At 37.1% G+C, this 18,510-nt stretch carries 20 protein-coding genes; 5 read left to right on the top strand and 15 right to left on the bottom strand.

Features of this window, described 5'->3' with window-relative positions:
• Positions 1–14 precede the first annotated feature (14 nt).
• Positions 15–482: a hypothetical protein gene (locus tag ACN1CD_RS04720; protein WP_419129116.1), complete on the top strand. Its 468-nt coding sequence runs from the start codon at positions 15–17 to the stop codon at positions 480–482.
• 111 nt (positions 483–593) lie between these two features.
• Here the strand turns inward: ACN1CD_RS04720 and ACN1CD_RS04715 are convergent, their stop codons facing one another.
• From ACN1CD_RS04715 to ACN1CD_RS04685, 7 genes are all read right to left on the bottom strand, one after another.
• On the bottom strand, positions 594–1,565 hold the full coding sequence (locus ACN1CD_RS04715; RefSeq protein ID WP_419129114.1) for a DUF5712 family protein: 972 nt from the start codon (positions 1,563–1,565) through the stop codon (positions 594–596).
• A 1-nt stretch (position 1,566) separates the two neighbouring features.
• Positions 1,567–2,121, bottom strand: a complete 555-nt coding sequence (locus ACN1CD_RS04710) for a BfmA/BtgA family mobilization protein (RefSeq protein WP_419129112.1) — start codon at positions 2,119–2,121, stop codon at positions 1,567–1,569.
• 503 nt (positions 2,122–2,624) lie between these two features.
• Positions 2,625–2,894 carry a helix-turn-helix domain-containing protein gene (locus tag ACN1CD_RS04705; RefSeq protein ID WP_419129110.1) on the bottom strand — a complete coding sequence of 90 codons (270 nt, stop codon included), beginning with the start codon at positions 2,892–2,894 and terminating at the stop codon, positions 2,625–2,627.
• A gap of 103 nt (positions 2,895–2,997) precedes the next feature.
• Positions 2,998–3,756 (bottom strand): hypothetical protein, encoded by a 759-nt coding sequence (locus ACN1CD_RS04700; protein WP_419129108.1) that lies wholly within the window; start codon positions 3,754–3,756, stop codon positions 2,998–3,000.
• Between the two features lie 137 nt (positions 3,757–3,893).
• The gene (locus ACN1CD_RS04695; protein WP_419129107.1) at positions 3,894–4,937 is read right to left on the bottom strand and encodes a hypothetical protein; all 1,044 of its coding nucleotides are present in this window, start codon (positions 4,935–4,937) and stop codon (positions 3,894–3,896) included.
• Between the two features lie 9 nt (positions 4,938–4,946).
• Positions 4,947–6,248: a HEPN domain-containing protein gene (locus ACN1CD_RS04690; RefSeq protein WP_419129106.1), complete on the bottom strand. Its 1,302-nt coding sequence runs from the start codon at positions 6,246–6,248 to the stop codon at positions 4,947–4,949.
• Between the two features lie 56 nt (positions 6,249–6,304).
• The gene (locus ACN1CD_RS04685) at positions 6,305–6,793 is read right to left on the bottom strand and encodes a hypothetical protein (protein ID WP_419129105.1); all 489 of its coding nucleotides are present in this window, start codon (positions 6,791–6,793) and stop codon (positions 6,305–6,307) included.
• Positions 6,794–6,853: 60 nt separating this feature from the next.
• On the opposite strand from ACN1CD_RS04685, the gene ACN1CD_RS04680 reads away from it, so the two are divergent.
• Entirely contained in the window at positions 6,854–7,120 is a 267-nt protein-coding gene (locus ACN1CD_RS04680) for a hypothetical protein (protein ID WP_419129104.1), read from the top strand.
• Between the two features lie 172 nt (positions 7,121–7,292).
• Here ACN1CD_RS04680 and ACN1CD_RS04675 read toward each other — a convergent pair whose 3' ends face one another.
• From ACN1CD_RS04675 to ACN1CD_RS04660, 4 genes are all read right to left on the bottom strand, one after another.
• Complete coding sequence (locus ACN1CD_RS04675; protein WP_419129103.1) at positions 7,293–9,119, bottom strand: hypothetical protein; 1,827 nt, start codon at positions 9,117–9,119, stop codon at positions 7,293–7,295.
• Positions 9,120–9,293: 174 nt separating this feature from the next.
• Positions 9,294–9,965: a hypothetical protein gene (locus tag ACN1CD_RS04670; protein ID WP_419129102.1), complete on the bottom strand. Its 672-nt coding sequence runs from the start codon at positions 9,963–9,965 to the stop codon at positions 9,294–9,296.
• Between the two features lie 38 nt (positions 9,966–10,003).
• Positions 10,004–11,263, bottom strand: coding sequence for a hypothetical protein (locus tag ACN1CD_RS04665; RefSeq protein WP_419129101.1), 1,260 nt, complete (start codon positions 11,261–11,263; stop codon positions 10,004–10,006).
• A gap of 19 nt (positions 11,264–11,282) precedes the next feature.
• Positions 11,283–12,272 (bottom strand): hypothetical protein, encoded by a 990-nt coding sequence (locus tag ACN1CD_RS04660; protein WP_419129100.1) that lies wholly within the window; start codon positions 12,270–12,272, stop codon positions 11,283–11,285.
• A 184-nt stretch (positions 12,273–12,456) separates the two neighbouring features.
• Between ACN1CD_RS04660 and ACN1CD_RS04655 the strand changes: the two genes are divergently transcribed.
• Both ACN1CD_RS04655 and ACN1CD_RS04650 read left to right on the top strand, forming a co-directional pair.
• Entirely contained in the window at positions 12,457–12,867 is a 411-nt protein-coding gene (locus ACN1CD_RS04655; protein ID WP_419129099.1) for a hypothetical protein, read from the top strand.
• A gap of 87 nt (positions 12,868–12,954) precedes the next feature.
• Entirely contained in the window at positions 12,955–13,611 is a 657-nt protein-coding gene (locus ACN1CD_RS04650) for a hypothetical protein (protein WP_419129098.1), read from the top strand.
• Between the two features lie 84 nt (positions 13,612–13,695).
• Here ACN1CD_RS04650 and ACN1CD_RS04645 read toward each other — a convergent pair whose 3' ends face one another.
• Complete coding sequence (locus tag ACN1CD_RS04645) at positions 13,696–15,027, bottom strand: hypothetical protein (protein ID WP_419129097.1); 1,332 nt, start codon at positions 15,025–15,027, stop codon at positions 13,696–13,698.
• A complete protein-coding gene (locus ACN1CD_RS04640) occupies positions 15,024–15,560 on the bottom strand; it encodes a hypothetical protein (RefSeq protein WP_419129096.1) in 537 nt (178 codons plus the stop codon). Before ACN1CD_RS04640 ends, ACN1CD_RS04645 begins: the two co-directional genes overlap by 4 nt.
• An 845-nt stretch (positions 15,561–16,405) precedes the next feature.
• On the opposite strand from ACN1CD_RS04640, the gene ACN1CD_RS04635 reads away from it, so the two are divergent.
• Positions 16,406–16,849, top strand: coding sequence for a hypothetical protein (locus tag ACN1CD_RS04635; RefSeq protein WP_419129095.1), 444 nt, complete (start codon positions 16,406–16,408; stop codon positions 16,847–16,849).
• A gap of 137 nt (positions 16,850–16,986) precedes the next feature.
• On the opposite strand, the gene ACN1CD_RS04630 is transcribed toward ACN1CD_RS04635, so the two are convergent.
• Together ACN1CD_RS04630 and ACN1CD_RS04625 are read right to left on the bottom strand one after the other, a co-directional pair.
• Positions 16,987–17,574, bottom strand: a complete 588-nt coding sequence (locus tag ACN1CD_RS04630) for a DUF5712 family protein (protein WP_419129094.1) — start codon at positions 17,572–17,574, stop codon at positions 16,987–16,989.
• A gap of 348 nt (positions 17,575–17,922) precedes the next feature.
• Positions 17,923–18,297, bottom strand: coding sequence for a DinB family protein (locus tag ACN1CD_RS04625; RefSeq protein ID WP_419129093.1), 375 nt, complete (start codon positions 18,295–18,297; stop codon positions 17,923–17,925).
• Positions 18,298–18,510: the final 213 nt, after the last annotated feature.

Here is an 18,510-nt window from a genome sequence, read left to right as displayed (position 1 = left end):
CGCCCCAAGAATATGTGCTTTTAGCAGAAAGTATTGCCAAAATCACTTACAATTCATCAAGGGAGCCTGCACCATTTGACTTTGATAGCGGTTATTACATTCCAAGCTTAGCCCTAAAGGCAGTAGGTTTTTTCCAGGATGAAAGGCTCGAAGAAGATATAAAAACTACTTTACTTTTATTTAGCGGAAATAAAAATTTAAAGACAGATTTAGCAAGAGCCCGAGAAATTCTCATTTATCAACAAATAGACGATGTACTTTGGTACGATTGGGATCCAATAGGAATTAATGATATGGCACCAAGGGATGAATATCATAGCTACACGCCTCAAATCTTTAATCTTGTCAAATCAAATACTGATAGAATGTTAATTGCAAAGACTTTGTCTAAGATTGAAACCTACAATATGGGATTGGCAGGAAATATAGAAAAATGCTTAAAGATTGCAGATAAGATTCTGGCTATAGATATGAAAAACTAAACTTCCCATAGTGTAGTACAATTCTTTCCGTAAACACCAGAGCAAAAACAGCGGAGTTGTGTGGGCTGGCCGTTTTTGCAGGCCGCAAATGCGCGGGGGGAAAATCTGAGACTACCGCCCAAGGCCTTGGTTTTGTTGCATCTTTCGCTTCCGCCTTTTCCGTGCTGCAAGCTCAACTGGATTTACGTCAGGTTCGATCGACTGTACTGGTTCCAGCATGGCCTCGATAAATCCGCTGATCGATTGACCAGCTACCTTGACCATATCTGCAACCGAGTGAAAAAGCCCATCTGCTACATCCCGTGCCAGTTCATTAACATGCTTTAAATTATGGTGCTGATTTGTTGACATTTCAAGAATATCCATCTGTTCCTTCTGTACGATACTGCCATTCTTCTGGACATTGGCATGCGCAAAAGTCTCCTTTAGCCTCCTGTCAAAACCAAAGAGCCTATCAAAGATGGTCTCTCCCGATTGCTTGAATGCCACACGGTTGAACTGTCCAAGCTTTTTGGAATGTGCATCGTTTTTGCCCTTCGAATTGTTCATCGGGCTTAGCTTGATTTTGTTGGTGGCATCCTTTCGGCTTACGATAATCTGAATGTGCATTTGGTTTCCCTCTTTTTTCTCACCACGTTTCTTTTCACCGTTTAATACTTCTTTGTCCTTGTGGCCGTAGTAGCGATGGTTCTCGATCTTGCCGAACCACATCAGGTCTTTAGCGGAACTGATTCCTTCACGCTTGAAGTTTATTGCATATTCGTCCATTACCTTTTCGGCATATTTCCTCAGCTGTTTATTCATCTCCTTTTTACCATAGCTTTCTTCAAGGTATTTCAATTCTTTTTGGCTGGGGCTGATGTTGACCAGAAAGAACTTTGCATCGGTCTTGCAGAGCTTGGCGTTATTGCTATCTATTAAATGCCGCACCTCATAGGACTCGATCCTGTTGCCATTATGATTGAACCAAAATTCCGGCTCAAGTTTATCTTTGATCCTGTTCTCCTTTTCAAGATAATGCACCAACTCCCTGCTGCTGCTCTTGTTGTTTGCGGTTACGCTGTCGGTAATATTGATGTACATATCAGAGCAGTTCTATTTGTTTACGCGCCTGTTCGGCCAGTTCCTCTTTTTCCCTTCCTGATGTCATCATGCCCATTCGTTCCCGTTCCCTGATGTAGCTGTTCATTATCAGCATGAAATTCTTCTTCAACCTTTCCTTTGTGATTATTTTCATCTCGATGTTGCTGACTACTTCGTGCAAAGTGCCCAGTCTTTTTGCCTGTGCCGACTGTTTTGACAGCATCTCATCATTGTGCTTCAGTATCTGACCATTGAATCGGTCAATTATCTTCTTCATCGCTTCGATCATCCTAGCCGAATCACGTTTGATGGGAATGAGCAGTTCGGTCTCCTGTGTCTTGATGAAGCCGATGTATTCCTTTTGGCCTTTAAGGATGGTGTTCTTCAACAGTTCATCGTTCAGGTCGGTCGGATCTTTTTTGCTCCGATAGAAATAGTCCAGCATCTGGGAAAATACCAAACGCTTTGACCTGCCGAGCTTGAGGGCTATCTTTTCAAATTTCACATCATCACTTACCGAATATTTTACCGTTCTCAATGTTTCCTGCATATCCATATATCTTTATAACCAGTTATATCGCACCCTTAAGGGGGTTCTAATTTCGACTTCTATGCCACCTTAACAATGGCCGAGAACCCCTGGAGGGTTCTCGAAACCCCCACCGCGCAGCGTGGGGCAAGCAAAGTAGGGCTCTGCCCAACTTCCGCTTGCTCCTTTTCCCGAAGAAGGAAAAGGACTTTTCTGCAATGTGCCTACCCCTCATAGTTCGCTATTATTGTCCAACAAGGTAACCCGGCTGGCAAGGTTAGGGTGGTACGACGGTTCGTATTCGATAAGGCCGTTTGCGATCAGTTCGCCCATGCATTTGTGGTAGGTGGCATAGGAACGGATGGCCGAATGTTTCATCAGTTCCCGCCTTGAAACTCAAAATGGATTTTGGCGTGATGCCTTGTCGTGGTACATGAGTATGGCCGAATAAAGGCTGAGGTGCGATTGACGGAAACGCCTGTTTCCGCTGGCAAGCTTTAGAAAGCTGGCCAGTTGTGCTGCCGTTCCCATTACGAATTACCGATTTCGCCCAACAACTGTTCGATGTCCGCATGTGCATAGTAGAATATGCCTCCTATCTTTTCATAGGGAAGTATCCCCTTGATTCGAAGGTTCTGCAAGGTGCCAGAAGAAATCTTCAATAGCTTCCTTACCTCCGAACTTCGAAGGAATTGTTTGTTGGTTACCGTTTCATTGGTTCTGATGGTCTGTTTGATCTCCTCAATAAGTTCGGACTTGAACCTGTGGAGCTCTTCTCTCGTTAAGATCTCGATCTGCATAATGCCTCCGTTTTTAAGTTTACGGAAACAAATTTGTAGCGCGAGATGGTCGAAACAATGACCATCCGATTGGTCTGGTCATATACAGTGGATGAATTGCCTGCTATTTTTTGGCAGGTTCTATTGGTATAACTTTGAAAAGGCGATGCTCTGGTTGTATCGAAGTACCTTTAATTGTTACATCTCCTTTTTTGTCGACAAAGTAGTTTCGAGCGGTTTCTATGGGAATGTCCTTTCCACCGTGTGAGAAATATTTGGCAATCATCTTAGCGTACGGGATTTTGTGGTCGCTCTTTATAAGTTTCCTGCCAGATGGCAGTTGTAACTCACGCAATTGTTGAATAACATCTATGAAAGTTGGCAGATGTCCATCATCAATCAGGATCTTCAGTGAAACTTCATATTGATTCAACTCCGCCAATTCAGCATTTAGTTTTTCTATTTCTTGTTTCTGGTTCTGGATGAGGTCGTCTTTTTCGGCGATAACAATGTGGGATGGCCTCGCATTCCACTCATCTATGCTCGCAAGATATTTTTGGAACTGTTGGAGCTTTGCAAGGTTCTGCCTGTGCATGCCATGATTATTTGAAAAAGGATCTTGCATTTCGAAATGTCTAATCCTTGATTGAACGATCTGCCATACATGGCGAAAAAAATCTTCTTCAATGGTCAAATCGCTTTCTAGAGCATAATTTAAATGGTAGCTGTAATAATCAGAGAACTCCTTTTCGTCTATTCTGTATATGTTCAACAAGAAATGGTTGTCATCGTGATTCTGCCATAAGCCCATAAAGGTTCCTAAGTCGTATGGATGAGCAGAAAAGGAAAAGGGCTTGCGGGGTTTGAAGTAGCTTGTACTCATATTACTGTTTAAATAAATCTAAGTTATAACTTTTTTCAAAACGTCATAATTTAGGCAGAACATATCCAAATCCTACTGTTTACAACAGTACCTAAATTTTATAACCCTAACTTGATTCGTTTAAATCTTAGTTTAAGTTATAATTGATTAAGCCTTTCAAGAACACATTCTGGTCTACTTTCTGTGATACATTGAAATATCTCATCCAATTTATCTTGAGTAATTAAAGTATGAAGTTCTTTTTCTGTAAAAAAATAATCACAATAAGGTAAAGCAATTGTTGCATGCATTATATCAATTGTGTCATTTCCGTCAGTATATTTTCTATTCGTATTCCAGCGCATAGCTCCCGCTAAGGCAGGTATTATCTTAAACGTAGGTAGTTGATTTGTGATTTTTTCAAGTTTGAAAGCCTGGTAAATTAGCTTTTGCCAGGCTGTCTTATCAGTATTTGCCAATTCCTTTTCCGTTGGCCTGAACCCAGTTTTTTTTTGGTACACATCTGCTACCACCTCATTAAATTGGTCAGTAAAACAGTCTAAAACACCCCATAACTCTGAAAGAAACATTGCTTTCTTGGATTTATTCTCATGACTATACTTTTCCTTGTTTCTGTTCATTTCATCAATATTATCCTTGCCTGAAAAAGGTATAATATATTCGGTGTGATCAATAAGTGTTGACATTGGTATTTGGCAGACGAAATCAAGGAAATCACTTTTCAGATTATCTGGCAACTCTTCAACCTTTGATGAATAAAAAAAGTAGCCTGAAATTAGCGGAAGCTTGCTCCATACTAATTTTTCAAGTACGAGTAAATCGTCCGTATTAGTCGAATACCAACAGGCAAACTCAACTTTAACCCTTTGTTGATCGCTTAGTATCGCAACTCCCTCGGAAAGCCGTTCTGCTAATTGAAATGTCTTGATCAATGATGTTTTATCTTCTTGCTTCAATATCTCCCAAAACACTGCCTCACTGACAGGAAAGATACATTTCCTGCTCTCGTATAATTCTATAATTTTATGGGCTACTTTACGAGCAATGGTATCCTGTTCCTGCTCAAGCCCGTCCCTTAAAATGATCCAATATTTCAAGTCCAGATAAATGATCTTTCTTCCAGCTATCGCAGCGTAAATATCAATACTATTTTCCGATATGTATTTGTCAATAAAACGCATGTCTCTGATTTATGTCCGGTCACGGTAAGCCTTCATGATAGAGATTATTTTATTCTGATCAAATCCCGTTTCACTTAGCACGCAACAAATTAGTATTACTTTCAAGCCTTGTGTAAGCTCAAATAACTCAATTCCGTCAGCAACATGTGCGTTCGGTTTTTTGTTGAAAAAATGCGAATAGTAATGCCGGGAGTTAACAACAATAGCCAAATCAAGAGGCGTGTTTTTAATGAGCTGAACATAATTGAACTCAATAAGCAAATATTCTAACTGTTCAATCAATGTTATGCGTTTATTTTTCTTAGGTATATAGGGTCTGAACCTTGTCGCATAACCTTCCAATGCTTGCACAACAATGAGAAAATCTCCAGTGTTGAATATGTTCTTTTCTTTAATGCTTTCGATTAAGTGTTTTAGGATCGGAGCCATCTGGGCATCAAAGCTGAACCATTTCCGAATTACATTATCAAAAGAATTTTCAATCAAGTTGTGCGTAAACAAAAAGTCTTTGGTAGATGTGTTAGCCTGCAGCTTATCGTGTTGATTAAAATAAAAATATATCGGATAGAAAATCTTTTCTCCATTCTTCAGTTCCTGAAACTCGTCCGGTGAAAAGAACTGAATGCTTTGATAGCCAATTGTATTCAGCGTACCAAGTGTAAGAAATGATTTAAATTTAGATGCCTGCTTTAATAATGTCCAAAACGATTCCGTGTTTTTAGACATAATATTTAATATATATGATTGCTCAATAATAAGCTGTTCTTCATGTGATGTTCCGGGCGGAGAGCAAGTATACTCTAATTCCAGATCAAAGCCGTCATCGAGTTGGACTGAAATTTCATTGCTATCATCACGATCAAATTTTAGATCAAAACCATGCATTCTATCATTCTTAAACGGAATAGAATAACTGACACAATAATGGTTAACCCATTTTGTCAGATAAGGAAATTTTACGGTTATTTTGCTGAAAATCTTATCAGTCCAATTGCTTAAATGAATACCTTGAAGACAATACTGAACAGTGAACTTCTGCATGGGAAAGGAACAACTAAAATTCAGCGATCCGTATGAGTTACAGTTCAGAAGTGTTATATGTTTAGCGTCTGAGCTTTCGCCCCAAATGACTTCCTTGCATTTATCATCCCCGTTTGCAAAAGCAGCCATGTAAGCATGCGGTTCATGGAAAGAGCCAATTAATTCAAGAATTAATTTTTTATTTGGAAAGAAATACAGCGTTCCCGCCACCCTGTTATCAGGTTCGGACGGCAAAAACCAATACCCTTTTATTTCAATTTTATCGACCATAATTATTACCTAGCTACCTGATGAGTTTTTTAAAAGCGTTTATTCTGAAAACAGATTTAACTCCTTGCATTTTTGATAAAATTAACATCAGCATCGCTAAATGAGCCCCATACTCCAAATGCACTATTTTGGCGAGAATACTTGCCTGAAAGTATATACGAGTTATACTCTTTTTCTAAAAAATTGACGATTTCGTCTAATGATTGAACTCTCCCAAATACGTTATCTATCAGTGCTAATGCAGGTATTTCGCTATAACTACTTTTGAAATAGGGCTCGATTACATCAGACCTTAGTTGAAGTCCGAGAATGTAAGCTTCAATCGTATTGCAATATTTTAATGTAACGCAATAATTTGGTTGTGTTTCTGCAATAAACGAACAGAACAAATCCTTTATGGAGTTTTCGTTAGGGTACACTCCGTCAGTACTAATGCTCTTTGCGCCGACCAAAAAAGGAATACTGAGGCCAGAGTTATCCTGAACGCAAACCCAATTATCTAACAATCGATACCAATACGGAAGCGGTATAGCTTTTGATTCCATTTCTTAAAACTTGTTACCTCAATTTATAAATTTCTATATTGATAAAAGAATTATGGAAGGATGGAATTATTAGAGTTTGTTTGGAAGGTAAAAAAGGCATTGGCGCTTGAAGAAATAAAAAGTTGCTATGTAGGTTTCAACGATTTTCCTGCGGGGGCCTGCATGGACAGTTCAATATTGCTGGGTATTCTCTTGAATAAAAATGGATATGGAATATTCAACCTCGTATCCGGCTGGTCGAATACGGAACATTTTTTTACCCATACCTGGCTTGAAAGCGAAAACCATATAATTGACATAACTGCCGGTCACAATTACCTGTTCTAAACTTGGTTGATACGCCAAACTTTTACAGTTCATTTGATATTCAATTCAAGGAATCAGTATTAGGATACACAAGTGTCCCTGATTTAGGTTTTTTTAAAGCATTGACATTGGTTGATAATGAACTTCTGAAGTAAATCTTTTCTAAACATTTCATTTATTCCAAGCGAAGAATTTAGCGAAAAATGTCATCCAGTTTCCAAAGTAAATCCAAGGCTTCTGGCCACCCAGATTTTACATAAATGTTGAGCAAACTCATAATTTCTGCAAAGGCATCTGGTTCTAAAAGCATTAATTTATGATCTGCAAGTAATCGTTCCGTGAACTTTACCACCTCCCTTATTGCAGAAGGGTCAAATGTGTAATTTGTTCCAGCTGCCATTTTGGTTACTTCTGCGGTAGATGCTAACGCAAAACGAGCATCAAAGCGTAATGCCTCACTCATTATTTCAATGAAATAATGGGCGCTGTGCCCTTGCATGTACCCTCCACCTAATTTTCTGGATATTTCAAGAACTTTTTCCAGTAGTGGTTTTGAGAAAAAGTAAAAACGTTCCTGATCCTCACGCGATATTTTGAAGCCCTGTTGTTTAGCACGACCACCTACCTGCATAGAGAAGTATATTCTTTGAATAACGGTATCTATGATCTTGAAAGACTGTTCTACCTTTTCATTTATAGGATCGCCCTCTTTCACTGATAAGAGTAATTCCTCACACATTTCAAGCAATGTCATCAACACGTTCAATATACGCTCGCTCTTCGCGATATCTTCCGGATCGGAGAAATCTCTGTAAAAATTCTCGGGTTCGATGATTTCGAAGGCTTGAAAAACCAAGTCCGAACCAATGGAAATATTTTCTTTCAAGCAATCTTTTAACAGGTCTTTAATACGCGTATCGCCAGTAAAACGCAGAAACGCCAACGCAATTACTAAAAACGCGTCGAGATATGAATTTCGTCCCTCTTTTAACGTTACAATATCAGTTTGTGCGATTTGATAGGCGGCTAAAAACCTATCTGCCTCATTCAAAAATATTTTTTTATGATCCAATTGGTAAATCAATGTAGATTTTGTAAACCAATCTGTTTCCAGTTCAAGCCTTTGGTTAATAATTTTCCAAAAAAGTTCTGTCTGTTCTGAATAAAGAAGCCTGAGCGATTGCGCCACCCCAAATCGAGTAACAGAGTTCTTATCATTTGCATATTGTTCGATTAGCGGCAAAAGTTCCAAGTCCTTCGTGAGTGCAAATAATTTTGGAAGTGCACGGGAAGCTTCAGTTCGAGGAGTAGAAGAATACCCAGATCCTGGTGACGAATTGGTTTCCGCATGAAAATCTACTTCTGTATACTGGTCTAAGCAGTACAGTACTATTTCCTTAATTGTATTCAGCTGTTCCTTAGATAGCTTGGTATCATGGGATAAAGTAAGATTAGAATGCAAAGCAACGGTGCATACAGAAGCAATACTGGTTAAAATAGTTTGGGAAAGGCGGGGCGGTAGATTTTCGTAATTCTCCTTTATTTCGGCGAAACTTGAGAATGCTGATTCTAAAGGAGCCAAATAGACCTCCATATCTGGAACATGATTTGAAAATTGCCTTGTAAACAGCTCCATCTTGCTGTTCTCTGTTAACAGTTTTTCATTGTTTGGTTCATTTATATCCACACCTCGTTCAGCCAAAAACATTTCTGTAGTAACCATTTCAGAAGAAGAATGAAAAGTCACTATTGGTTCATTCGCAATTGGTTCAGATTCCGTCATAAGAGCTATAGATTTCTCTTGAGTAAGCTTTTCTTTAGGTATCCTGCTCAATAACCGATTGACTATCAATTCAGCTTTTTCTTTGTTTTCAGCATTAACGAAGCCAGGTAATGACAATATCGCTTGCTCAATCTGATTTATTTGAGCGTCATTATAAAAAGGAATCGCGGCTTCAAGAAACGCACCAGCAGCAACAATTGTATCATTCCAAAATAGGATGGCAGGCTGAAGAATCAAATCAAATAATTGTCCATGTAGCTGTTCAGGAAATGATGCCCCAAAACTTAATAACTTTTCCCAGTTGTAAGCATTCTTAGCATGCCTAAAGTATAAATTAAGACCAGATTTTAACCCTTCTTCATCTCCTGCGTCGATTAAAGCCTTAAAGTAATTTATGATATATTCGGTGTGCTAAACCGAATCAGTCCTCATAAGGTTCTGGTTCCAGTAATGCGACATGTCTACTTGAAATTCTGCATTAATTCCCAATACCACAAATTGCTTTGGCAGTGTTATCGTTTCGGGTATGATTATGCCGTTTTGATTCCTCCCATCTATGAATGAGTTAGAAATTGATAGTCCGAGCGGTATGGCTAAATCCGGTTTGACTTTTATGAGTTTCGGAAATAATTGTTGAAGTCGAAAATGGCAGGTATGGAATTGATCATGCCTGCTTGACGAGAAACTCATCAAAACGCCACCGTGCATTGGCGCCGGATCGTGTGAATTTTCCTGATGTTCAAAAATTCGTTTGTAGGCATTTATACAAAAATCAGGATCGTCTTTGTATATCTCCTTTAGATCCTCGGTCAATGACGAAAAATAAGCAATGTTGAAATTCGGTTCTGCAAGCATATCCAATATTTTTTCGAGAATTGCTTTAGATGCCGGAATATCGGTCGTGTAGGTTTTCGTAACCAGAGAGGTACCGCGATAACTCGCCAGTCTGTCGATATTTGGATCTTGGCTATTAGCCAGCAAGAAATTCATAATGTTACGCGCGGCTATCCCGCAATTGGAATAAGCTTCGGTATCACCTTTTACCCGTGGATCATTGATTAATCCTTCAAGTATTAACGACAAATCCCATAAGAAAGGCAAATGAATATTTTCAGAAAGCTTTAACAACATTGATGCCTGTGCCGACTTATTATTCGTATCCCTTTGAAACTTAATGCTTGTAACACGTTACTCGCTTGCTGGGACTTATAATCGTCAGTGCCATCTAAAAATTGAAGTTGGTTTGTACGCTCAAATTCTTTTGCAATTACAGTAGAAGGAATTAATTTATTGAACAGCATAATGACCTCATCATTGCTCCTTGATAATTCGTCATAGATTTCCCAATACGTTTTTTGGTCCGTATACCATAACCTGGCGAAGAAATAGATAAAGCTTGGCCTTAAAAAAAATGGTCTGGCGCGGTCAACTGCTATAAAATCTAAAAGTTCAGTAGCTGAATCTTTAAGAATCAATTTACTAACCGCATAATCAAAGAGTATATTGTGTGCAAAGGATAGTTGTCCTTGCGTTGCTCCAGTCTCCTTTAAAACATTTTCACTAAATAAACGGTCAACTATTAATATTTCTTCTCCTGAAAGCTTTTCTAAGAAATCGTATTTGTTAACCGATAGTTGCTTGATGTTGATCATTTCCGAAGTCAACTTTCGTAACACGACCTCGGTTGCCAGTAAAGGCTTAATGCTACCAACTACCTTATTCCAATAGCGATCTAAAAGTTCAATTTCAGATTTGATAACGCTAAGTGAATTGATATCTGCATTTTCCTGGTTAAGAATAAAATCCAGTAACTTCAAGTAAAAAGGAATTTTAAAAATTTCCTTTAAACGCTGGTTCGCAACTTCATAAAGGGAAGAAAGCTTTTTATTGTCTTCCAAAAAGAGGTTTAACTCTTCATCTGAAAGTTCGGGGATTGTAAACTTCCTACAGTCTAAACTATCTTGCGATAGTCCACTTGGAAAAAGTTCAATTAATTTTTGCGACTGATGCGCATCATAGGTTCTGACGCTAACAATTATTGACCATTCAGGAAGCTCTTTTTTGACATGAGCAATTTTTTGAAGTACAATGGCCTTTAATTTTTCATCTCGTAATGTGTCAAAAGCATCAAATACTATTGTAGAACGACCTTTTGAGGGGGAAGGTATCGTTTTTAGGTTTGCCACCCAATCTGTATCTGGCATTCCCAGGTTATTCGCAATTTCGTCGTCACTGCCGTTGGTTAAGCTATCAAGTTTAATTAAACAGGCAGGAATATTTTTTTCTACAAGACTTACAACTAATTGCGAAAGTATGTGGCTCTTTCCAACACCAGGAATACCAATTATCACCCCACTTTCCTGCGCAACAAAATCCGTCATTGTTGAAAGTAATTTACTTCTATTGATCTTCACCTTCAACTCCTTTCTTAATTATGTCTGAATGTGTGCGCATCCACATCGGCAGGCCATCTACAAGGGTGTTTGAACTTCTTTCGAGTTGCTCGATGTCAATTGGGTTAACGGGTGGATCAAGTCCAATATCATGAAATCCAAGAGGTGACGAGAATACACGTTCGCATAGGCTAACTGCTGATTTTATGGCTTGATCCTGAAACTTATCTTTGTCTTTTTTCTTGTTTCCATCAGCATAGTCGCAAATTGCCTTAACCAATATCCAATCGTTAACTTTTTGATCACATGCTGCAAAAAGGCCAGCACCTTCCATTTCACCGCCTATTGCCGTTGGTTCCTCTTTTAACATCTTAGCCTTTAACTTTGCATTATCCACTAACTTTTCACCCGAAAGAATCAAGCCGAAATAAGGTTTTGCAAAACGAGCTTTTACATGACGTTTAAAAAGGCCAAAAAATGTTGGTTCTTCATGTGCTCCCTCAACTTGATGTTGCCATTCTTGTAATGATTTAAAACGATTAACGAGTACGGTACTTGCCCGTCCATGCTTGCCTCTCGCGACCTCTTCTTTGTTTCCAACTCTCCGAGGCTCGTAATTAACTACTTCTTCAGAAATCAGTACATCGCCGATATGCTGTTTTTTATTTGCGCCGAAAGCTATACCCACCATAAGAACCGCTTTAGGATTCCAGACATTTATTGCATCCATTGTAGTGACAATTGAAGAAGTGGCCCCGCTCGACCCCATTTCGCCGCAGGCAACATGCACTATGTTATAGGCTCCAAAAACCCCTAAGTAATAAGTTTGCTTTCCTTTGGCGACATGTAAGATTTTGTCTTGCCCTGCAATTGGTTTTAAATGTGCATGCAACACATCATTCTCAACCCTTGTTGCTGTTACGATTAAAAGATTAAATTCAGGTTTTAGTCTTTCTATAATGTGATAATTTATTTCTGTGTATCGGCTTTCGGTCATTATGATTTTATGAAAAGGATTGACACAAATTTAAAAAAAATAAGGGTGTTCCTGAAAGATGTAGTGTTTGATTATATGGAATTTAGCTATAAAAATTGTTATTTTAAGCTTGTTGATTAGAATGGATAACTCATCCTGCAAATTTTGATCAAAGCTTATTAAATTCAAATTATAATATTTTAATATGGGGGTAATCACATCTTGTTATAAGTGCGAAAGCTGCGGAGATCCATTTCGCCTTAGATATAATTTAGGGAATAAATACCCTCAAACGGCAATTTTCATTTGTAGCGATTGTGGAGACACCTTAAAATTTGGGTTCGATGCTAACCAGGAATCCGTTTCGTCAAAACTTGTAGGAATAGACTTTGATCGTGACTTAAGAGTGGTTAACCTGCACCCAGAGTTGATGATCGATCAATCGGGTCAGGGTGACGCTTTATATTTTCCTTCATTAGATTTTTTGAGAAAACAAAGCCAGCGTGGCGTACTGGGGTTGGACATATTTGGTAGCGCACAGGCCAGTTGCATAGACTATCAAAATGCATGGGATGCTATCCAGACCGACTTCCGGTACCTAAAGGAAGGCAGATAGAAATTTTTACAGAGCGAATATGGAAGTAATAAAATACATGTAGAACACGAAATTTTAATGCGCGTTTTTTACACTGGAGACTTTTTCTTGCAAGGAAAATGGGCAACCTTTTCTGATGATTTATTAAAACTAGTTTCTACACTATACACAAACACAAACTTTCCTCAACTGAAAACCTACTTAAAAGAGTTCAAACATGAGTTTTTATTTGACAAAATGTATACTGTAATGATGAAATATCGCAAGGTTGAATCTGGCTTGTTGCAGACGTTGTTACATCAAAAATGTGGCTTCATTCCAGAAGGGCTATCTTCTGCATGTGATTGGGAAAGTTTAGAAATGGTATATGGAGATTTTTTTGAAATCTATGCCAATCTGCTTGTTGTGCCGACAGTCTTAAACAATCTAAGCGTAAGGGGCGATTATCAAAACTTCAATTCTCCGGATTTTACTTTAGCCAAATATTTAGCTTCTGACAAATCAGGGCGTTCGGAAAACTTCAAAACTAACAATATCCTCAATTCACTAAGTGATTTTTATGATTCGAGCATACGAAATGGCACCCATCATAAAGCAAGTTCATTTGATAATAATAACCAAACTATTACATTAAGGACTGGAAAAGGTGGAAAAACTCAAAAAAACATGAGCTTAGTGAACTACATCGAACATTGTAATGAAATCTATGCAAGAATATTGATCGTGTTGCGATCATACTACTTTATCATTCAATTAACGCCCTGAAGCCTATATTTTTTTATTTATTATAATCATTCATTCGGCAACTATCCATAATTATCTATCAGCTTGTCAAGGATTTTCATTAATTTAAGATATTAGGAATGAACTGTTCATGTTGTCAAATAAGGTCTTTTCATCAACTGTTAATTCCCCTTTTACAGACAATGACAAATACTTCTCACCTAAAGCTAATTCATAAGATTTTTGTATCTCTTTAAAATCCTGGTTTTCTACATAAATTTCGAAAAAAGGATCATTTATTGAAAAAGTATTGCCCTCGAAAACTATTTTAAGGCTGTATGGTTCCGAGAAGTAAATCTCAATAGCTAATTCTTTGTGCTTAACGTTGGCTAATGCTGTAGAGAACTCTGCGTAACTTAAAAACTCAGTTTGTAGTTTTGTTCTTTTGTTACCTACTGCATCAGTTAGTTCCATTGTCCTTTTAATAAGAAGTTCCTTTTCTGCATCTTCTTGCTTGGCAACCTTCGGTTTCAAGAAAGAAAGGGTTTTCTTGCTGACTGTCGGCAGATCTTTTACTTTGAATTTGAAGTCTTGGTCAGAAATAGAAACTCTATAATCGGATTTACTATCCAATGAGTTTACGATGGTTGAATAAATTTTACTACGTTCAGTCTCATTGAATTTCTTTCCAATTTCTTGTTGAAATTCTGCTGAATTTAGGTCTGCAAACAGTACGTCTTTTTTAAAATCGTCAAATAATGTAGACTTGAAGTTGGTAAACTTCGGGGTTGCGTCAAACTTATAATTCATTATTGAAGTATCGGCAACAAGTGCAACACCAAAACTTTGAAACTTTAGGTCAACCATTAACAAATTTGAGTCTTTTTTAAAATTTATTATAGCGCCGTCGAAATCGTTATAATCGTTTTCTCCAAAAGTCTTTCTAAAAAGCACCTCTGCAAAATTCTTATAAGAAGTTTGTACATTTTTTAAAAAGTCAACAATGGAATCCAGAACAACAGCCTTAGAGTACCTATCTGTCTTTGGTTCCACTTTTAAATTGACAGCATTCTCTTTTATTACATTGATATAGCTGTATTCTGTTATGTCATTGGTTGACAATTCAAGACCATAAGCCAACTCTATAGATTCCTTTAAAGACAAAAGCTCTGCTTTTATTTCGGCATGTGGAGAACCCGATAAGGCTTGATAGATTAGTTTTTCTGCTTGATCATACAGTCCTAAGTTGTATGCAAGGTTCGCAGCACTTCTAAACAAAACTGATCGTGTTGGCTCACTTTCAAAATTTGAAAGTAAGGCATAAGCTGCCTCTTGTTCTAAGTCGAAAGCAGCTTGGGTGTTTTTTAAATAGTTGTCTTTATCTCTATTTTCCAGATCTTGCTTCGCAATTCTCATGAACTCCATCGCTCGACCATGTATGCTTCTAATGTCTTTCATTTTTTGCTAAAATGGGCTTTTGGTGTGGAATGTTCAACAATTGATATATATGCGGGCAAAGCTGTCCCATCACTGGGGGTAGTTTGCTTTGTTTTAACTTTTACTCGTGAAGCGACTGTATTCGTAGGTGTTTCATTGTTGATCCCTGAAATTTCCAATCGCGCATTAAAAAAATTCATTGGGTCATAAGACTGATGATTTTCATCATAACCTAACCAATAATCTACTCCCGTGCCAATGCAAGATTCTTGGATAACATTATATTCTGTATATTTCCGGCATAGAAAAAACGAAATCGCTTCGGCACTTTTCTCAATGAATTTTTTTTCTTCCTGATATCCATTCTTCACGATCACTGTGGTCCATTGTAGTTGTATTTCTTCGGTTTGATCGCCTGTCACGTTCAATACACAACCAGATTCATGATTATTGTGCTCAAGTGCCACTATACTATTTTCACTCCAAAAGTCAGCCTGTATTGCGCTGAAAAGTGTGATAGTATCTTTTAGTTCATCTAACGTAAAGACGGTCATATAGTGATTGCGATAAATAGATTTAGAATGTAATATTATATAAATATTCTCATAATCAAAACATATCGTCACTTTAATCCTCTATTTAACTTTGTGCAATAATGAAAAGCGCCGTTAGACGCATGTTCACTTTATGTTAATTTGCGAATATAAGGCAAGAAACGCTAAAAATATTGGTAAATCACAAAGTGTGCGAAAAAGAATGTTATGTGACTGTATATGTTTTAAATAACATTAAGTAATCGGAAAAAGTGACTTTAGTTGCAATGCTTTGTGAAGAAGTCTTATCTTATGTTCAAACAAATTCTTAATGAACTTTTAAGCAGGCTATAATTGCATTTTGAATAAAAATTGTTTAAATTTATAACATAGCAATTGCAACTAAAAAATACAGACAAAAAGGTGAGTGATTCGGTGAGTCACTTTTCAAAAACCTTCCAGATAGTCTTTAATCGCTGAAAATTGAACGAAGTTCACATCCCAGCGGGGATCACAAGACCGAGATCAGAACTTTTAACAGTTGGATATCGGTTTTTTTTATTCCATAAATAACTGTCTACCACAAAAATATACTTAGTTATTACATTCACTTTTCTATGAAAGAAAGATAACATACACTGAATTTTCTTGAAAATGGTATATTTCAGAAATTGCTCGAGAATTAGTTGTAACTAGTGGGCAAGGAGAATTCTTCGAACAAAAAATAGTTATAGATTTTCCATTAGCTTTAGAGGCTATGCAATATTACCTTCTAATGGTGAAATGAGCCTACAACTAACACGGGAAGAGTATTACATCATATTCTATTTCACCATCCTGATTTTAAATATATGTCAGTACAAAAAATGAAAAAAATTATATTTAAGTTTTGGTTAATAAACATTTTAATAAGTATTGCGTTATTCGTTACTTACAGAATAGTAATTGCAGAAACAAATCATGCTGATGGAAATTTTCTTGAATGGGTTTTACAAATTTTAGATATAATATTAAACTTAGCTTATTCATTTGTATATCTCATTGCAATGGCTTTTTGTTCGTTTGCACTTTTTCTAAATCTGATAGATAAAATTAGAAATAATCTTTATCTATCATTATTAACATTTTTAGGAATACCATTATTTTGTGTTATTTTTATAATTATTACCATATTAACTGACAGACTTTTATACAATAGTACTGTTACTGTATTCAGAAATATTTTAATTTTTTCAATAATTTATCTCTTTTTTACAACTTTAGAATTTTTAATATTCAGAAAAAGAATTAACAAACTGCGAGCTGTATAAATAACTACCGCTAAGAAAAGTTTTCCGTCAGGCGGGCTGATTGAAAACTCACATAGTTTTTTCAGTTGAACTTTATTTCTGCTTGTTCATCAGTAGAAACTCTGATGTATAAATCGGAAATTATCATCATAAATCTATTAAATTAAACTTTTGTGATATCCAACCATATCCGCAACCGAGTGAAAAAGGCCATCTGCTACATCCCGTGCCAGTTCATTAACGTGCTTTAAATTATGGTGCTGATTTGTTGACATTTCAAGAATATCCATCTGTTCCTTCTGTGCGATACTGCCATTCTTCTGGACATTGGCATGCGCAAAAATTTCCTTTAGCACCCTGTCAAAACCAAAGAGCCTATCAAAGATGATCTCTCCCGATTGCTTGAACGCCACACGGTTGAACTGTCCCAGCTTTTTGGAATGTGACTCGTTCTTGCCCTTCGAATTGTTCATTGGACTCAGCTTGATTCTGTTGGTCGCATCCTTCCTGCTGACGATGATCTGAATGTGATCCTGTCTTCCTTCTTTGCGCTCGCCCATTTTCCTCGTCCCGTCCCTTACTTCCTTATCTGTATGTTTGTAATAACGGTAGTTTTCGTGCTTGCCGTACCATAGCAAATCTTTATGGCTGTTAATGCCTGGTCTTTTAAAGTTTTTGGCATACTCATCCATTACCTTTACCGCAAATTCCTTTAGCTTTTCTTTTGTACCTTTGAAGTAACACATTCATTCAATGCTTACCATGGCTGCACATTTAATCCTCTTGATAAGCTAATGGAAGCTTTAGATGCGAATAAAGATTTATATGAGCGGTTACTAGCCAGCGAGCGTGAAAAAAATGAGATTTTAAAGAATAAGTAATTCAACTATTACGCTTTGTCGTTTATACGTATATTGTAACTAATATTGTAACTAATTTTGTTCGCTACCTTTTAGCCAGCTGTTTTTTAGATTGGTTGGTTAATCGATATACTTCATTTTTTGATTAACAACTTTAAATAAGTAAAAATCATCCCACTATGCTCCGCTTCGTGATAATTAGCGGCTTGTAGTACGTCGACATGATTTTTTTACTTAAAATCCGATGGGTATCTCAAATGGTGTATAGTTGGCGAACAATCCGGATTTCAAATCTGATTCAAGGTGGTTCACCGTGTCTATTAATAAATGTTTCACCTCATTAACATCTGGAGTAACTTTCCATGAACGTGGGGACGATCCAATCTTGAAGGACTCTTCGAATTCATTAGATATGTACATAGGTAATCCACTACGCATGTACATATGCCGCTGTTGAGAAGTGATACAATGACCAATTTGCCAAATTATATTATTGTTAAAACCCTCTGGAATTTCAAATAATATTTCATAATTACTTTTTTCAGTCAATTGCAATAGCCGGGTTCTGCTAGCTCTTAAAATTTCACATTCGAAACGTTCATTAATCATTTGAGTTGGTTTAAGTCCACCAATGAATCTCTAGTGTATTTTCAACAAATCTGGAAGAACTCTTAAAAGAACATTTTAAACAAGGATCCCTTTCTTTATGCTTTTAGAAAGCACATCAAACTGATAATTAGACTTTGCACTTCGAATACAAATTCATCAAAATACTCCAAATTACTATAATAAACATGTATGCTATCCGGGAAGACATTTCCA

This window comes from Pedobacter sp. N23S346 (assembly GCF_048515415.1).
GTDB lineage: Bacteria > Bacteroidota > Bacteroidia > Sphingobacteriales > Sphingobacteriaceae > Pedobacter.
Note: the sequence above shows the minus strand (reverse complement) of the source record. Positions and strands in the feature narration are given on the sequence as shown.

What these genes read in the sequence shown, in the direction of transcription:
- ACN1CD_RS04715 (WP_419129114.1), bottom strand. Translation starts at nt 1,565, where the DNA reads ATGTACATCAATATTACCGACAGCGTAACCGCAAACAACAAGAGCAGC.
- ACN1CD_RS04710 (WP_419129112.1), bottom strand. Translation starts at nt 2,121, where the DNA reads ATGGATATGCAGGAAACATTGAGAACGGTAAAATATTCGGTAAGTGAT.
- ACN1CD_RS04705 (WP_419129110.1), bottom strand. Translation starts at nt 2,894, where the DNA reads ATGCAGATCGAGATCTTAACGAGAGAAGAGCTCCACAGGTTCAAGTCC.
- ACN1CD_RS04700 (WP_419129108.1), bottom strand. Translation starts at nt 3,756, where the DNA reads ATGAGTACAAGCTACTTCAAACCCCGCAAGCCCTTTTCCTTTTCTGCT.
- ACN1CD_RS04695 (WP_419129107.1), bottom strand. Translation starts at nt 4,937, where the DNA reads ATGCGTTTTATTGACAAATACATATCGGAAAATAGTATTGATATTTAC.
- ACN1CD_RS04690 (WP_419129106.1), bottom strand. Translation starts at nt 6,248, where the DNA reads ATGGTCGATAAAATTGAAATAAAAGGGTATTGGTTTTTGCCGTCCGAA.
- ACN1CD_RS04685 (WP_419129105.1), bottom strand. Translation starts at nt 6,793, where the DNA reads ATGGAATCAAAAGCTATACCGCTTCCGTATTGGTATCGATTGTTAGAT.
- ACN1CD_RS04680 (WP_419129104.1), top strand. Translation starts at nt 6,854, where the DNA reads ATGGAATTATTAGAGTTTGTTTGGAAGGTAAAAAAGGCATTGGCGCTT.
- ACN1CD_RS04665 (WP_419129101.1), bottom strand. Translation starts at nt 11,263, where the DNA reads ATGACGGATTTTGTTGCGCAGGAAAGTGGGGTGATAATTGGTATTCCT.
- ACN1CD_RS04660 (WP_419129100.1), bottom strand. Translation starts at nt 12,272, where the DNA reads ATGACCGAAAGCCGATACACAGAAATAAATTATCACATTATAGAAAGA.
- ACN1CD_RS04655 (WP_419129099.1), top strand. Translation starts at nt 12,457, where the DNA reads ATGGGGGTAATCACATCTTGTTATAAGTGCGAAAGCTGCGGAGATCCA.
- ACN1CD_RS04645 (WP_419129097.1), bottom strand. Translation starts at nt 15,027, where the DNA reads ATGAAAGACATTAGAAGCATACATGGTCGAGCGATGGAGTTCATGAGA.
- ACN1CD_RS04640 (WP_419129096.1), bottom strand. Translation starts at nt 15,560, where the DNA reads ATGACCGTCTTTACGTTAGATGAACTAAAAGATACTATCACACTTTTC.
- ACN1CD_RS04635 (WP_419129095.1), top strand. Translation starts at nt 16,406, where the DNA reads ATGAAAAAAATTATATTTAAGTTTTGGTTAATAAACATTTTAATAAGT.
- ACN1CD_RS04630 (WP_419129094.1), bottom strand. Translation starts at nt 17,574, where the DNA reads ATGTGTTACTTCAAAGGTACAAAAGAAAAGCTAAAGGAATTTGCGGTA.
- ACN1CD_RS04625 (WP_419129093.1), bottom strand. Translation starts at nt 18,297, where the DNA reads ATGATTAATGAACGTTTCGAATGTGAAATTTTAAGAGCTAGCAGAACC.